General features: G+C 64.0%; 14 protein-coding genes and 1 tRNA gene. All 15 read right to left on the bottom strand.

Going from position 1 to position 14,804, the window contains the following annotated elements; genetic code table 11:
- Positions 1–83: 83 nt before the first annotated feature.
- The gene (locus tag ACIQC5_RS05990) at positions 84–1,439 is read right to left on the bottom strand and encodes an ABC transporter substrate-binding protein (RefSeq protein WP_400279403.1); all 1,356 of its coding nucleotides are present in this window, start codon (positions 1,437–1,439) and stop codon (positions 84–86) included.
- A gap of 216 nt (positions 1,440–1,655) precedes the next feature.
- A tRNA-Leu gene (locus ACIQC5_RS05985) sits at positions 1,656–1,729 on the bottom strand.
- 21 nt (positions 1,730–1,750) lie between these two features.
- Positions 1,751–2,671 carry an N-acetyltransferase gene (locus ACIQC5_RS05980; protein ID WP_400279400.1) on the bottom strand — a complete coding sequence of 307 codons (921 nt, stop codon included), beginning with the start codon at positions 2,669–2,671 and terminating at the stop codon, positions 1,751–1,753.
- Positions 2,672–2,734: 63 nt separating this feature from the next.
- Entirely contained in the window at positions 2,735–4,192 is a 1,458-nt protein-coding gene (locus ACIQC5_RS05975; protein ID WP_400279398.1) for an NAD(P)/FAD-dependent oxidoreductase, read from the bottom strand.
- Positions 4,193–4,230: 38 nt separating this feature from the next.
- A complete protein-coding gene (locus tag ACIQC5_RS05970) occupies positions 4,231–5,604 on the bottom strand; it encodes a S8 family serine peptidase (RefSeq protein WP_400279395.1) in 1,374 nt (457 codons plus the stop codon).
- A gap of 67 nt (positions 5,605–5,671) precedes the next feature.
- A complete protein-coding gene (locus ACIQC5_RS05965) occupies positions 5,672–6,619 on the bottom strand; it encodes an exopolyphosphatase (protein WP_400279392.1) in 948 nt (315 codons plus the stop codon).
- Positions 6,616–7,302, bottom strand: a complete 687-nt coding sequence (locus ACIQC5_RS05960; protein WP_400279390.1) for a DUF501 domain-containing protein — start codon at positions 7,300–7,302, stop codon at positions 6,616–6,618. Before ACIQC5_RS05960 ends, ACIQC5_RS05965 begins: the two co-directional genes overlap by 4 nt.
- Before the next feature lie 70 nt (positions 7,303–7,372).
- Entirely contained in the window at positions 7,373–8,146 is a 774-nt protein-coding gene (locus ACIQC5_RS05955; protein WP_400279388.1) for a septum formation initiator family protein, read from the bottom strand.
- A gap of 130 nt (positions 8,147–8,276) precedes the next feature.
- Positions 8,277–9,557, bottom strand: a complete 1,281-nt coding sequence (gene eno / locus ACIQC5_RS05950; protein WP_400279386.1) for a phosphopyruvate hydratase — start codon at positions 9,555–9,557, stop codon at positions 8,277–8,279.
- Between the two features lie 120 nt (positions 9,558–9,677).
- Entirely contained in the window at positions 9,678–10,403 is a 726-nt protein-coding gene (locus tag ACIQC5_RS05945) for a MazG nucleotide pyrophosphohydrolase domain-containing protein (RefSeq protein ID WP_400280148.1), read from the bottom strand.
- Positions 10,381–11,523 carry an adenosine deaminase gene (locus ACIQC5_RS05940; protein ID WP_400279383.1) on the bottom strand — a complete coding sequence of 381 codons (1,143 nt, stop codon included), beginning with the start codon at positions 11,521–11,523 and terminating at the stop codon, positions 10,381–10,383. Before ACIQC5_RS05940 ends, ACIQC5_RS05945 begins: the two co-directional genes overlap by 23 nt.
- Before the next feature lie 28 nt (positions 11,524–11,551).
- On the bottom strand, positions 11,552–12,235 hold the full coding sequence (locus ACIQC5_RS05935; protein WP_400280146.1) for a DedA family protein: 684 nt from the start codon (positions 12,233–12,235) through the stop codon (positions 11,552–11,554).
- A gap of 193 nt (positions 12,236–12,428) precedes the next feature.
- On the bottom strand, positions 12,429–13,079 hold the full coding sequence (locus ACIQC5_RS05930) for a DedA family protein (protein ID WP_400279380.1): 651 nt from the start codon (positions 13,077–13,079) through the stop codon (positions 12,429–12,431).
- A gap of 11 nt (positions 13,080–13,090) precedes the next feature.
- Positions 13,091–14,401: a thymidine phosphorylase gene (locus ACIQC5_RS05925; protein WP_400279377.1), complete on the bottom strand. Its 1,311-nt coding sequence runs from the start codon at positions 14,399–14,401 to the stop codon at positions 13,091–13,093.
- Entirely contained in the window at positions 14,398–14,802 is a 405-nt protein-coding gene (locus ACIQC5_RS05920) for a cytidine deaminase (protein ID WP_400279375.1), read from the bottom strand. Before ACIQC5_RS05920 ends, ACIQC5_RS05925 begins: the two co-directional genes overlap by 4 nt.
- Between the last annotated feature and the right edge of the window lie 2 nt (positions 14,803–14,804).

The following is a 14,804-nucleotide window of genomic DNA, read 5'->3' as shown; positions in this document are numbered from 1 at the left end:
TGGCCCGCCCCCGCACAGCAGAACGGGTCCCCTTCGTTGCGGAAGGGGACCCGTTCTGAACTGCAGGTTGTGGGATGTTTGGCTTAGAGCTTGCCGAACTCTTCCCGAACCGGCTTGTAGGTGTTGTCATCCTGGTATTCGTAGATACCGATGTAGGCCTCGGTGGGGTCACCGGCGTCGGAGAACGTCACCGGACCGGACTGGCCGTCGTAGTCGATGTCCTTGCCGTTACGGAGCAACGTGACACAGGAGGCGAAGTTGTTGCACTTCTCGCCGACCTCGGAGACGTCCTTCAGCTTGGCTGCGATGTCTGTGCCCTTGGTGCTCTTGGCAGCCTCAGCTGCAAGCGCAATCAGGTTCACGGCGTCGTAAGACTCACCTGCGTAGCTGTAGTCCTTCAGCGCGGGGTCAATCGCCAGCAGTTGCTGCTTGAAGGCATCCTTCGCGAACGTACCGGGGATGGTTCCCTGGGCGCCCTTCAAGGTGCCTGCCTGGAAGTCCTTGCTGTAGTCCGAGGTGTTGCCATCAACCATGAACAGCTGCGTGGGCTTGATGCCCTTGCCCGTGATCAGCGGCACGATACTCTTTGCCTGGTCGAAGGTGATCAGTGCAATGGCGTCCGGCTTGGCAGCAATGACCTTATCCACCTGGCTGCTGAACTGCGAGTCGCCTTCGTTGAAGAGTTCTTCAGCGACCACCTTGCCACCGGCTGCCTCGAAGGCTGCCTTGACGTTCTTCTGGAGGCCTGTTCCGTAGGCATCGTTCAGAACGATCATGCCAACGGTCTGGGCGCCACAGGTAGCCATGTAGTTGCCGAGGACCTTGCCCTGCAGGACGTCGGACGGGGCGGTGCGCCAGTACAGGCCCTTGTCATCCCACGTGGTGAAGTCGGGCGACGTGTTCGCAGGCGAGAAGTGGACAACGCCGGCGCCCGTGATCTGGTTGATAACCGTCTTGGACACGCCGGAGGAGGCTGCACCGATGATGGCGCTGACACCCTGGCCAAGCAACGCAGTGGTGGACTGCGTGGCAATGTCCGTCTTGGTGTCACCGGAGTCGCGGTGGGTGACCGTTACAGGAGCGCCAAGGACGCCGCCGGCGTCGTTAACTTCCTTGATGCCAAGGTTCACACCGGCGATTTCCGGTGGGCCGAGGAACGCCAGCGACCCCGTTGTCGGCAGGAGCGAACCAATCTTAAGCGGTGTGGCGGTTGTGGTGGTCGAAGGAGGTACTGGTCCCGTATTGGTGGCAGCCTGGCTGTTGCCGGCTCCCGCCCCTGCACTCGGAGCCGGGCAGGCGATACCTGCAGAAGCTGCGGAACTGGACCCGGTTTGGCTCGGCGTGGAAGACCCACCACAAGCTGTGGCCAGAAGAGCGACCCCAATGCCAAGCGCTGTTAGCTTGGCGGCTCGGGGCGCCGCTTGGGAAAGATCAAACATTCGTTGTCTCCTCGATCGAAAGGTGCGAACTGCCTTTGATGCGATTACTCAGGTGTTCCTGATTAAGACTCAAACTAGTGCAATTGGGCGAGGAACATAAGTGATTCAGGTCACATCCCTATAACACTCGTTGCCTGTAGGGAATCGTGGAATGAGCTGGGAAAAGACTCCGAAGAATTCAGGCCGCGAATTGAACTCCATGCGACCTCATATTTGTGCCCCAGGTGGGACTCGAACCCACAACACGCGGATTTTAAGTCCGCTGCCTCTGCCAATTGGGCTACTGGGGCGCCCGGACCATGGTATCTCAGCTAGACGCGATCGAATGGCGCCGCATAGCGGAAGGTTCCGCGAACGCCGTCGGGCCATGCCGGCAATGGGAGTAGCTGGAAGTGTTCGCCCCATGCCGCCTGGGGCGGCTGAACGCCCAAGGACGTGGCAGGCACGTAGCCGAAGCGGGGGTAGTAAAGGGGGCTGCCCAGCAATGCGATGCCGGGCTCGCCGGCCGCCGTGGCACGGGCCGCTGACTCACGCATCAGCGCGGAGCCTATCCCCCGACGCTGGAGTGTGGGCACCACGCCGATGGGACCGAGAGCCACCAGTTCCAGATCCCCGATCCAACCGCGGGTGCTGATGGCGTGGCCAACGATGTCGCCGCCGATCTCCGCCACGATGCTCAGCTCCGGTATGTACTCGTCGCATTCGAAAAGTGACTTGAGCAGCCCGACTTCCATCGGCGTTCCTTCTACGGGCTGCCCGGTCACAGGTGACACGGAGAAGGCCCGCGCAGTCAGTTCCAGGATCTCGTCGCGGTCCTCGGGTCGCTCGGTCCGCAGTACGATCCCCCGCGACAGAAGCTGCAGCACGTCCATCGCCCGGCCCACCTCCGCCACAGGCACCAGCAGGTGGTCGTGGTGGAATCCTGCCAGGACGTTGCAGCTGATCCCGGCGTGCGTCAGCGCGGCGCTCACGGCAGCCGTCAGCCCCACGGCTTCAAGTGCCGAATGGATCTGGAGCGTAATCCAGGCGGCGACGAAATCATAGGCGAGGCCGAGCCTGTCAGCTTCCTCCCGCCGCAGGACAACAGTCAGCCCCTCGGCCTCGCGGACCGCGGCCTCAACGTCACCTTCCAACGCTTTGCCGTGCGGCCAGAGGGCATAGACGTAGTCTCCGTCCCTGACCACGGGATGCAAGGATTCCAGCAGCGTTTCCAGATCAGTTTCGCCAAGCATGGAAACAGCTTAAACGACGACGGCGGCCACTCCCCTCAGGGAGCGGCCGCCGTCGAGCGGGAACTACTTGGCGTCAGCCGATACCGGAGTCTTGGCTTCAGCGGCAACAACCGGCTTTTCCTCGGCGGGTGCCGGGGCAGCGGCCGGCTTGGGAGCCGGCGTCGCGGCGGCCACGAAGGCGCCGCGCGGGTTGTCGAGGTCGATCAGCTGCGTGGTGTCGCGGCCAGCGAAGAAGGCCAGGATCCAGCCGAAGACCACGCGGAACTTGCGCTCAAACGTGGGCATCGCCATGCCGTGGTAACCACGGTGTGCGAGCCAGGCGAGGCCACCCTTGAGGCCGATGCGGCCGAGCAGGTTGATGTTCGCGACACCCTTCCACTCACCGAAGCCGGCCACAGCACCGAGGTTCTTGTGCTTGTAGTCGTGCAGCGGCTTGTCCCAGCGGGAAGCCCACAGGTTCTTGGCGAGCTTCTTTGCCTGACGCAGTGCGTGCTGTGCGTTCGGGACGCAGGTGCCATCCGGCAGCCCCTTGCCCGTGAGGTCCGGAACAGCAGCGATGTCGCCTGCAGCCCAGGCGTTCTCGATGATGCCTTCGTCGCCTGCAATGCGCAGGTCCGGGAGGACGCGGACGCGGCCGCGCGGTTCCAACGGGAAGTCGGTGGAGCGGATCATCGGGTTGGCCTGCACACCGGCAGCCCACACGAGGGTATCTGCTTCAACTTCCTGCGCCGGGGTCTTGTCCGGCAGGTTGATCAGCTTGAGGTTGCCCTCAGCGCTGTCCAGCGAGGTGTTGAGCAGGACCTCGATGCCACGGCTGCGGAGGTGCTCCACAACCCACTCGGCTTGGGATGCGGTGACCTCGGGCATGATGCGGCCCATGGCTTCAACCAGGATGAAGCGGACTTCTTCCTGGCGGATGCGCGGGTTGTTCTTGACCGCTGCGCGGGCGAGGTCTTCCATTTCGGTGAGGCATTCGATGCCGGCGAAACCGCCACCGACGACAACGAAAGTGAGGGCCTTGGCGCGCTCTGCCGGGTCCGTCATGGTGGAGGCAGCTTCGATGCGCTCAAGCACCTTGTTGCGCAGCGCAACGGCTTCCTCGATGGTCTTGAGGCCGATGCCCTTGTCCGCGAGGCCCTTGATGGGGAACGTGCGGGTGATGGCGCCTGCTGCGATCACGACGTCGAAGTACGGGATCTCGAACGGTGCGCCGCCATCGGACGGAGCCACAACCGCGGTGCGGTTTGCGTGGTCAATGCTGGTGACGCGGCCCTGGATGAGCTCAGTCTGCTTGAGGTGCTGACGGTGGGAGACGACGGCGTGACGTGCCTCGATGTTGCCACCGGCCACTTCCGGGAGGAAGGGCTGGTAAGTCATGTAGGGCAGTGGATCCACGACGGTGACGATGCCACCTGCATTCGCGATCTTCTTCTGCAGTTTGAGGGCTACGTACAGGCCGACGTAGCCGCCGCCGACGACGAGAACCCGGGGACGGTCAATGAGCTCTGGGGTGGTTGCCATGAATCCAGAGTACAGCACTTTGTGAAAATCTTCACTAACTACTTCTTGGTGGGTGGATCCACCGCTTCAAGCACCCCGGTTTCCGCCTCTTCGGGCGCCGCAGGAGGGTTCTTATAGACCCTCCTGAGCTGGATCGCTGCGCCAGCGACGATCGCTGCGAAGAGGCCTCCGAAACCAAGCACGACGGCGGCCGGCAGGGCGTCATCGACCTGCGCCGGAGTCTTGGCAACCGGCACTGTCGGATTGGCCAACGTCGGCACGGCGCTCGTCGGGCTCGCAACCGGCGCCTCTGTGGGCGCACTGAAATCACCGCGGCGGTGCACCCTGATCCAGTCCGCGATAGACCCCAACGGGTTGCTGCTCTCGGTGGGAACGTCGTCCTTCAGTGCAGCCTCTGCGTTGAGGACGCCATAGCCGTAGATGGGGTCCTTGCCTGGAGCCCCTGCGTCCTTGGCTGTGCTGACGATCCTGTTGATCACCTGGCTGGCGCTCATCTCCGGCCACTTGGAGCGAATGAGCGCAGCCACACCTGAAACGATGGGTGCTGAACCGGACGTACCTGCCCATTGTGCGTAGCCACCGCCGGGCATGCCGCCCAGCAAGTCCTCTGCCGGTGCCGCCACGCCGATGCTGATGCCCTGCGATGAAGAATCGATGCTGGCCTGCCCCTCACGGTCCAGGCCGGCCACGGTCAGCACGCCGGGAATCGTGGCGGGCGCACCCACCTGGACGTTTCCGCCCACGCGGTTGCCGGCGGCGGCCACAATCACCACATCTTTCTGTTCGGCGTACAAAAACGCGGCGTCCCAGCTCTGCGGCCAATCCGGGGAGGTACTGCCCAGCGAAATGTTGATGACCTTGGCACCGTTGTCCACTGCCCAGCGAACGGCCTGAGGAATTTGTTCCTGGTCCGTTTTTCCACCGGGATTGGGCGAACCCAACCAGGTGGATACGGCAAGGATCTGCGCTTCCGGAGCAACGCCCACGATGCCGTCAGGACCGCCGGCTGGAGGAACCGTTGGAGTTGCCGAAGGTGAGGGCGACGCAGTCGGCGTCGTGTGCCCACGGCCCGCGAGCATGGTGGCAACGAGCGTGCCGTGCTCAGTCTTGGCGCCGATGCTTTTCTGCCCGTTGGCCGCGCCGGCTCCGGAAACATCCGTGCCGCCTACCACGACGCCCTTCAAGTCGGGGTGGTTGCCATCCACGCCACTGTCGATGATGGCAACTTTCACACCCGCGCCCTTGGAAACCTGCCACGCATTGGTAATGCCTGATTCCTTGAGCCAGTACTCCTTGTCACGCCATGCGTCCGCCATGGCTGCCGGTGCAGTGAGCAGCGCACCGGCAAGGGCGCCACCAGCAAGCGTCGTGGCCAGTGCCGCGGAAAGAATGCGGTGGTTTCGGAGGGTCATTCGGGTCCCATCAGCTGTACGTCGGTGTGCGCAATCAACGCGGAGGCGGCTGCCTGGCGGAAACGCGCTAGCGGATACTCAGCGCAATCCCGTCAAGGATGTCGTGTTCGCTCGAAACAGCGCCTTCAATCCGGCCTTGGCTCACAGTGGCCAGCCGCTGCAGGATACGCCGCCACACCAATGCTCCTGCGCCGATCACGTCTACCCGGCCCGGGTGCATGTAGGGCAACGCTGCACGTTCGTCGCGGGTCATTTCCAAGAGGCTGGTGGCGGCATCGCCAATGGTCTCCAGGTCCAGGTACGCGCCATGGATGCGCTCCGGCTGATACTCGCTGAGGCCCAGTGCGTGGGCTGTGATGGTGGTGATCGAGCCAGCGACCCCAACCACGGCGGTGGCACGGTCCAGCGGTACCGTCTGCGCGGCCAGATCAAGCGCGGCATCGACGTCGGCCTCTGCGGCGGCAATTTGCTCCCGGGTGGGCGGGTCGCTGACGAGATGGCGTTCGGTGAGCCGCACGCAACCGATGTCGACCGACCGCGCGGCAAGGACACCGCTGGCGTCACCCAGGACGAATTCGGTGCTGCCGCCGCCAAGGTCCACCACCAGGATGGCGTCATCGCCCGTCACTGGCAGAACGCTGCTGGCACCGGCGAAGGACAGTGCGGCTTCCTCGTCGCCGGATATGACCTCGGGTTCGACGCCGAGCAGCTCCCGGATGCCGTCCACGAACACCTGCCGGTTGCGGGCATCACGCGTTGCTGAGGTCGCCGCGAAACGGACCCGCTCCGCGCCATGCTCCCGGATCAGGCCCGCGTAGTCCCGCGTGGCAGCGAAGGTCCGTTCCAGCGCCTCCGGGGCAAGCTCCCCCGTCGCGTCCACACCTTGGCCAAGACGCACCACCCGCATTTCACGGACGACGTCTGTCAAAGGTCCCGGTGCGCCGTTAACCGAGGCATCGGCGATCAGGAGGCGAATGGAATTTGTTCCGCAGTCAATCGCGGCCACGCGGCTCATGCGTTGTCCTCCAGCTGTTCGGCTTGCGGTTCTGACGTGGACTTCCGGACAGGTGCCGGCCGTCCCACGATGTCCGGCAAGCCCTGCGGGCCGTGGCGGCTGAGATCTTTGGACGGCGCCTCGCCAGTGGTGTCCCACGCGCCGTCGCAGTAGCAGCGGTCCTTGGTCCACCACTCAGCGATGGCATCGAGTGCTTCGTCGCCCAAAGGGTTCACGCCAAGGCCGGCGGCCAGCGAGTGGCCCACCAGGACATGGAGGCATTTGACGCGGTTGGGCATGCCACCGGCGGAAATCCCGTCGATCTCCGGAACCGCGCCCGTGCCGGAGCGGTCGGCGATCTCGTTACGCGCCTGCAGGTAAGCCTCATGGGCTTGCTCGTACGACGAAGCAAGTGCTTGGTCCGCCGTGAGGCGATCGTTCATTTCAGTCATGAGCCCGCCTGCCTCCAGGCGCGAGACGGCGGAGGTGATCACCGGGTGGGTCAGGTAGAAAGTGGTCGGAAACGGGGTTCCGTTGCTGAGCCGCGGCGCCGTGGCTGCTACCAGCGGATTTCCGCAGACGCAGCGCGCCGGGATTTCAACGACGTCGCGGACCGGCCGGCCGAGCTGGCGGCTCAGGACCTCAAGGTCGTGTGCTGATGGCTGGCGGGATTCCTGCGGCACGGCTGCCGTGTTCTCTTCCACTTGCGCTGCCAACCTTCCTGCCCGGATTGCCGTGCCCCATGCGGACACGACGGCGGCGGGCACCGCGTCTTTAGTCTGTTGCCGATCGTCTGATGGACTCCCATAGAGCATCCACCCATGGCAGGTTTGCCGGGTTTGCGGATGGTCCGGAGCCGGTGCGGCCACCCGGGGTCCCGGCGGAATCTTCCCCGCCAAACACCCAGTAACCCGTTTCACCCGGCATAACCATGTTAATGCGGTCGCGGGCCTGTTGCTTCACGTAGTTCGGATCCTGCCACCGGGACAGTTGCTTGTTGAGCTCGGCCTGCTCGGCCGTCCTGCTGGCGATCTCCGCCTCCAAGGCCGAGATCTCGGCCCTTTTCTCCAGGAAGATCTTGACGGTCGGAGCCAGCATGATGGTGATGGCAATCATGACCACTGCCAGCGCCAGCATGCGTCCGGAGAAGGCCTTGGCGGGTACAGGATCAGCATCGCGGTCGTCCTTGGCTGCGGGACCCGGATTGCTGGAACCCTTGTCCGCGGCCTTCGCCGGAGCCCCCGATGGCTTCTTGCCGCCCGGCGTCCTGCTGCCTCCCGGACTCTTCGGAGCAGCCTTATCAGTACGGCCGGCCGGCGCTTTGGCACCACCAGCCGGCGTCGAGGACTTTGCTGTGCTTCGCGTACCAAACTCGGCTTTGATGACGTCTCCGCCGTCGGAACCTGAGCCGTTGGAACCTGAGCCGTTGGAACCAGCGCCGGCAGGTCCCTTGGCGGCAGCACGCGGGGCGGCACCGGTGGTCCGGGTATCGCTGGACGGACGGCCAAGGGCGTCGGCCCTGGGAACCTTTGGACGACGGGTGGCCATGACACTCCTGTAATGCCCGGTGCTTGCCTGGCGGGTTGCTGCGCTTGCTTTTCTGACCGTGCCAGCGTTAAACAGAACCGGTGGCTATGGTCTTTCCACCATAGCCACCGGTCAGCTGTTTTCGCGGATGCTAGCCCTTGAAACGCGGGAACGCGCTGCGGCCGGCGTAGCGTGCGGCGTCGTCGAGTTCTTCTTCGATGCGCAGCAGCTGGTTGTACTTTGCGACGCGCTCGGAGCGGGCCGGGGCACCGGTCTTGATCTGGCCCGCGTTGGTGGCAACGGCGATGTCAGCAATGGTGGTGTCCTCGGTTTCGCCGGAGCGGTGCGAGGTGATGGTGGTGTAACCGGAGCGCTGGGCCAGGGAAACGGCGTCCAGCGTCTCGGTCAGGGAACCGATCTGGTTGACCTTTACCAGCAGCGAGTTGGCCGTAGCGGCGTCAATGCCCTGCTGCAGTCGGACGGGGTTGGTGACGAAGAGGTCGTCGCCAACAAGCTGGACCTTGTCACCGATGGTGTCGGTGAGGGTCTTCCAGCCTTCCCAGTCGTTCTCGTCCAGCGGGTCTTCAATGGAGACCAGCGGGTAGTCGGCAACGAGTTCGGCGTAGTAGGCGCTCATCTCGGAAGCGGTCAGTGCCTTGCCCTCGAACTGGTAAGCGCCGTCCTTGTAGAACTCGGAGGAGGCCACGTCCAGGGCCAGTGCGATGTCCGTGCCCGGGGTGTAGCCGGCGTTCTTGATGGCTTCCTGGATCAGGTCCAGTGCAGCACGGTTGGACGGCAGGTTCGGCGCGAAGCCACCCTCGTCACCGAGGCCCGTGGAGAGGCCCTTTTCCTGGAGGACGGCCTTGAGGTTGTGGTACACCTCAACACCCCAGCGGAGGCCCTCGGAGAAAGTCTCGGCGCCGATCGGGGCGATCATGAATTCCTGGATGTCTACATCGGAGTCAGCGTGCGAGCCACCGTTGAGGATGTTCATCAGAGGAACCGGCAGGACGTGGGCGTTCGGGCCGCCCAGGTACTTGTACAGCGGCAGGTCCGAGGAAGCTGCAGCAGCGTTGGCAACAGCCAGGGAAACGCCGAGAATGGCGTTGGCGCCGAGCTTGGCCTTGTTGGGCGTGCCGTCGAGATCGATCATGGCCTGGTCGATGCTGCGCTGGTCCGTGGCGTCGAAGCCAATCAGGGCCGGGGAGATCTCGTCGATGACGGCGTCAACAGCCTTCTGGACACCCTTGCCGAGGTAACGGCCCTTGTCGCCGTCGCGGAGTTCGACGGCCTCGTGCTCACCGGTGGAGGCACCGGAAGGAACTGCTGCACGGCCGATCTGGCCGTCGGAGAGCAGAACCTCAACTTCTACGGTCGGGTTTCCGCGGGAATCAAGGATCTCGCGGGCGTGGATGGCATCGATAAGCGCCATGGATGTGCTCCTTATGGTGAAGCGATTTACAGGAATCTAGAGGGGAATTCTCGACGTCCTCGTCGCTACTAGCGTAGTCGAGAGTGGCTCAGGTTACGGAACGGATTCCGAACACTCACGTCATGAAGGCAGGCCTTGCGCGTTCTGAAACGTTCGAACGGCTTTTCGCAGGGCCCGCTCGGCGTCGAGGCCATGTGTCCGTGCCCCGGCGACCACAGCGAGCAGCAGCTCACCGAGTTCGTCTTCGGACGTGGGGATTTCAGGAATCACGACGGCGGTCCGCAGGGTTTTGGCGTCCACGGCCAGGCCTGCGCGAGCTGCGCGATCAAGCGACTTCTGCGCCCCTGCCAGGGCAGGCAGGTGCGGCGGGAGTCCCTCGAACGGATCCGCCCGCTCCGGCTTCTCGGCGCGTTTTACCGCATCCCATTTCAGGACGATTTCCTCGACGGTGGCCGGGAACGTTTCCTGCAGGGACCCATCAGCCTTGAAGACGTGCGGATTGCGGCGGACCATCTTGGCGTTGATGCCGCGGGCCACGTCGTCAAAGCCAAAGCTGCTGCGCTCCTCGGCGAGCCGGGCATGCAGCACAACCTGGAGCAGCACATCGCCCAGCTCGCCACGGAGCTCACGGTCAAACGTGGAAGGCACAGCGCCGGAGGGATCTCCGGCGCCGGCCTCGATCGAGTCCACCACTTCATAGGCTTCCTCGATCAGGTACTCCACGAGCGATTCGTGAGTGAGGGCGCCCATCCAAGGACAGTGCTCGCGCAGGGCGGCGACTGTTTCAATCAGTTGGGCAATCCCGGAACCAGCCGTGAAGTGATCAGCCGAGGTTGGCGTAAGCATCATTGATGTACTCAACCAACGCTTCACGCTCGTCCAGCGGCAGGAAGGATGCCTCGGCTGCGTTGAGCGTGAGTTCGAGCAAATCGTCCAGGTCGTAGTCGAACGTCTCTACCAAGAGCTCGAATTCGTCCGTGAGGGTGACCCCGCTCATAAGCCGGTTGTCGGTGTTGATGGTCACGTTGAAGCCCAACTGGAAGAGCATGTCCAGGGGGTGGCTTTCGATGCCCTCGCCGAAGCTGGCGATCGCTCCGGTCTGCAGGTTCGACGACGGGCAGATTTCCAGGGCGATGCCGCGGTCGCGGACCCAGGCGGCCACGCCGCCGAGCGTCACCATGCCCACGGTGTCCTCGCCGTCGTCGTCCGCGTTGTCCTCAAACTCCACCGTGATGTCCTCGGCAATCCGCACGCCGTGGCCGAGGCGCAGCGCACGTCCGTCAACCAAGGCAGATTGGATGCTGTCCAGGCCAGCGGCTTCACCCGCGTGGACTGTTGCCGGGAAGTTGTTCTCGGCAAGGTACGTGAAGGCCTCCTTGAACCGCGAAGGCAGGAAGCCGTCTTCCGCGCCGGCGATGTCGAAGCCCACCGCGCCCTTGGCGCGGTGGCGGACGGCAAGTTCAGCGATCTCCTGGCCGCGGTCTGCGTGCCGCATGGCGGTGATCAGCTGACCAACCTGGATCTGCTGGCCGCGCTCTTCAACGGCGTCCACGCCTGCCTCCAGGCCTGCCTGCACTGCCTCCACAGCCTCATCCAACGTGAGGCCCTTCTGCAGGTGCTGCTCCGGCGCCCAGCGCACCTCGCCGTAGACGACGCCGTCATCGGCGAGGTCTTCCACAAATTCCTTGGCGACCCGGAAGAGGCCTTCCTTGGTCTGCATGACGGCAACGGTGTGATCAAACGTTTCGAGGTAGCGGACCAGCGAGCCGGAGTCGGCGGACTCGCGGAACCACTCGCCGAGGGCGACGGGATCCGTGGACGGCAGGGTATGGCCGGCGGCCTGCGCCAGCTCGATGATGGTGGCCGGGCGCAATCCCCCGTCCAAATGGTCGTGCAGGGAAACCTTGGGGAGGCTCTTCAGATCGAAGTCGAGGGCAGGGGCAGCGTCAACAATGGGCTCAGTCACGTACCAACTCTAGGGGGACGGCAGGACCTTAGCCAGCAGGCTTTGAACGGTCGAGGCCGACAACCGCTTTTTCGGCGGTTTCCACCGTGGAAGCCTCCGCAGTTGCGGCTGCCTTCTTGGCATGGTCCTTCTTCTCCAGGTACTTGTGCCACCAGCGGAGGGCGTGGTCAACGACGATGCCCAGCACCACTGCGAAGGCCACGGCAATGCCGACACCCAGGAGCGGGTTGTTGTGCACCCATTGACCGGCAAGGAGGCCGATGCCGATCGAGTAGCCAACCCAGGTGACACAGGCGAAAGCGTCCAACCAGAAGAAGGTCCGGTGGCGGAATCCGGTTTGGCCGGCCACGTAGTTCACGGCCACGCGGCCCCACGGAATGTAACGGGCCGTGAAGATGAGCACAGCGCCGCGCTTGTCGAGCTCGTATTGTGCCCAGGCGAACATCTTCTGAACCTTGGGCCGGCGCATCCACTTCCAGCGTGTCAGCCCGATCTTGCGGCCCAGCATGTACGCCATGTTGTCACCGGCCATGGCACCAACCAAGGCCGTGGCGCCCAGGATCCAAAGGTTCGGCTGACCGCTGTGAAGGGACAGCGCCGAGAGCCCAACAATGGCTGTTTCACTGGGAAGGATGGTGGCAAATCCGTCGATGAAGAAGAAGACGAGGAGTACCGGGTAAATCCAAGGCTGCCCGGCTGCATGCTCGAGCATTTGGTTCAAAAACTCCACGCGGCGGTAGCTCCTAGGCGAATATGACTTGACACTGTGACGGAAGTCGCTCTTAGTGTCCCATGGCCGGGACGTCGTTCGCTACGCCCCAGCCTCGGGATCACGCGATTAACGCTATCCGGCCACCTGCAGTTCCGGCGTCCACCGCCGGGCTGATCTTCCGGCGTCGTTCTTGTCATACCGTGGGTGGAGGCGGGGCGCCTTCTTCAGTGGAGTTTTTTGCGTCCAGCGGCACGGAGCCACGGACTTTGCTGATGATGCGGTCGATGACGATGCCCAGGAGCACGGCAACGAGGATCGCAATGACGGCTCCGAGCAGGTGGTTGTGTTCGAACCAGAGGCCGAAGAAGTACCCGAGCACCACCGAATAGCCTGCCCACAAAATGGCGGACATGGCGGTCAAGGCGACGAACTTCCGGTGGTGGAAGTGCGTGGCACCGGCCGTCAGGTTGACCGCCACCCGGCCGATCGGAATGAACCGCGCCACCATGATGAGAGATGCCGACCGGCGTCGAAGTTCTTTGCCGGCCCAGCGGAAGGCCCCCTGCATGCGCTGCGTGCGCATCCAGCGCCACCGCTGGACGCCAATCCGGCGGCCAATCAAGTAGGCGATGTTGTCGCCCGAGAAGGCTCCGATGGCTGCCACCACAACCAGTAGCCACACATTGGGAGACCCTCCGCTGCCGGAAACAGCGCTCAGCCCCACCACCACGGATTCACTGGGTATGGGCGGGAAGAAACCATCGATCACACAGCAGGCCAACACCAGGAACAGCACCCAGGGCTGCTCGGCGGCGGCCAGAATGAAATCGTTGATTGCCTGCACAGGAATAAAGCCTAGGCGATCCTGTCGATGATCAGCTGATGGGCCGGACGTGAGCCCTCGGGCGCGATCACCACGGCATCCTGAAGAGCTTCCTTGGCACGCTCAAATTTCTCCGGCGTATCCGTCAGCAGCGTCATCAGGGGCTCACCGGCACGGACCAGCGCACCCGGCTTGGCGTGCAATCGAACGCCCGCTCCGGCCTGGACCTGGTCTTCCTTGCGCGCGCGCCCGGCCCCGAGACGCCAGGCCGCCACGCCTACGGAGAGTGCGTCCAGTCCCACCAGGACACCGTCGGCTGGAGCATAGACAACCTCGGACTCCCTGGCCACGGGCAAGGCAGCACGGGGGTCACCACCCTGTGCTTCGATCATCCTGTTCCACACGTCCATGGCCCGCCCGTCCTTGAGCGCGGCGGCAGGATCGGCGTCGTGGATGCCGGCTCCAGCCAGCATCTCCTCGGCCAGGCGGACCGTCAGTTCGACCACGTCTTCCGGGCCGCCGCCTGCCAGGACCTCGACGGATTCTTCGACTTCGATCGCGTTTCCAGCGGTCAGCCCCAGCGGCGTAGACATGTCCGTCAGCAGCGCTACGGTGTGCACTCCTGCGTCCTTGCCCAGGGCCACCATGGTCTCCGCCAGCTCACGGGCCTTGGCGAGGTCCTTCATAAAGGCACCGGAACCCACCTTGACGTCCAGCACCAACGAGCCCGTGCCTTCTGCGATCTTCTTGCTCATGATCGAGGACGCAATCAGCGGGATGGCTTCCACTGTTCCGGTGACGTCACGCAGGGCGTACAGCTTTTTGTCGGCCGGGGCCAGGCCAGCACCCGCGGCACAAATGACTGCGCCAACATCCTGCAGCTGGGCCATGATCTCGTCGTTGCTCAGGGAGGCCCGCCATCCTGGAATGGCTTCGAGCTTGTCCAGTGTGCCGCCGGTGTGGCCGAGACCGCGGCCCGAAAGCTGCGGGACGGCCACGCCGAAGACTGCCACCAGCGGGGCCAGGGGCAAGGTGATCTTGTCCCCAACCCCGCCGGTGGAGTGTTTGTCGCTGGTAGCCTTCCTGCCGCCGTCGGGCGTGGTCAACGACGAAAAGTCCATCCGCTCCCCCGAGGCGATCATCGCCGACGTCCACCGGGAGATCTCCGCGCGGTCCATCCCGTTGAGGAGGATGGCCATATTCAGCGCGGCCATTTGTTCCTCGGCAATGACGCCGCGGGTGTAGGCATCGATGGTCCAGTCGATCTGCTCGGGGGTGAGGGTGCCCTTGTCCCTCTTGATGGAGATGATCTGGACGGCGTCGAATGCTTCAGTACTGGTCACTGTGTTTCCTCCAGGTTTTCGGGACCGAAGGCGTCAGGCAGTACCTGGTCCATGGTTTTGATTCCCTGCGTGGTCATGAGCTGCATCCCGGGCGCCCTGAACTCGTACAGCAGCTGGCGGCATCGCCCGCACGGCATCAGGATGCTCCCGGTGCCATCAACGCAATAAAACGCAGTGAGCCTGCCTCCCCCGGTCATATGGAGTTGGCCCACCAGCGCGCACTCGGCGCAGAGCGTCAGCCCGTAACTGGCGTTCTCCACGTTGCAGCCGCTGATGATCCGACCGTCCTCGGTGAGGGCCGCAGCCCCCACCGGGAACTTGGAATAGGGCGCGTAGGCCCGCTCCATGGCCTGTTTCGCCGCGTCTTCCAGAGCATGCCAATCCACCTCGGTTGCCGGCATGC

Source organism: Paenarthrobacter sp. NPDC092416 (assembly GCF_044755025.1).
Lineage (GTDB): Bacteria > Actinomycetota > Actinomycetes > Actinomycetales > Micrococcaceae > Arthrobacter.
The sequence above is the reverse complement of the archived record's forward strand: the minus strand, read 5'-3'. Positions and strand labels throughout refer to the sequence as shown.

Excerpts from the sequence above, each read along its gene's own strand:
- ACIQC5_RS05955 (WP_400279388.1), bottom strand. The coding sequence starts at position 8,146 with ATGGCCACCCGTCGTCCAAAGGTTCCCAGGGCCGACGCCCTTGGCCGT.
- ACIQC5_RS05975 (WP_400279398.1), bottom strand. The coding sequence starts at position 4,192 with ATGGCAACCACCCCAGAGCTCATTGACCGTCCCCGGGTTCTCGTCGTC.
- ACIQC5_RS05970 (WP_400279395.1), bottom strand. The coding sequence starts at position 5,604 with ATGACCCTCCGAAACCACCGCATTCTTTCCGCGGCACTGGCCACGACG.
- ACIQC5_RS05980 (WP_400279400.1), bottom strand. The coding sequence starts at position 2,671 with ATGCTTGGCGAAACTGATCTGGAAACGCTGCTGGAATCCTTGCATCCC.
- ACIQC5_RS05965 (WP_400279392.1), bottom strand. The coding sequence starts at position 6,619 with ATGAGCCGCGTGGCCGCGATTGACTGCGGAACAAATTCCATTCGCCTC.
- ACIQC5_RS05935 (WP_400280146.1), bottom strand. The coding sequence starts at position 12,235 with ATGCTCGAGCATGCAGCCGGGCAGCCTTGGATTTACCCGGTACTCCTC.
- ACIQC5_RS05945 (WP_400280148.1), bottom strand. The coding sequence starts at position 10,403 with ATGCTTACGCCAACCTCGGCTGATCACTTCACGGCTGGTTCCGGGATT.
- eno (WP_400279386.1), bottom strand. The coding sequence starts at position 9,557 with ATGGCGCTTATCGATGCCATCCACGCCCGCGAGATCCTTGATTCCCGC.
- ACIQC5_RS05990 (WP_400279403.1), bottom strand. The coding sequence starts at position 1,439 with ATGTTTGATCTTTCCCAAGCGGCGCCCCGAGCCGCCAAGCTAACAGCG.
- ACIQC5_RS05920 (WP_400279375.1), bottom strand. The coding sequence starts at position 14,802 with ATGCCGGCAACCGAGGTGGATTGGCATGCTCTGGAAGACGCGGCGAAA.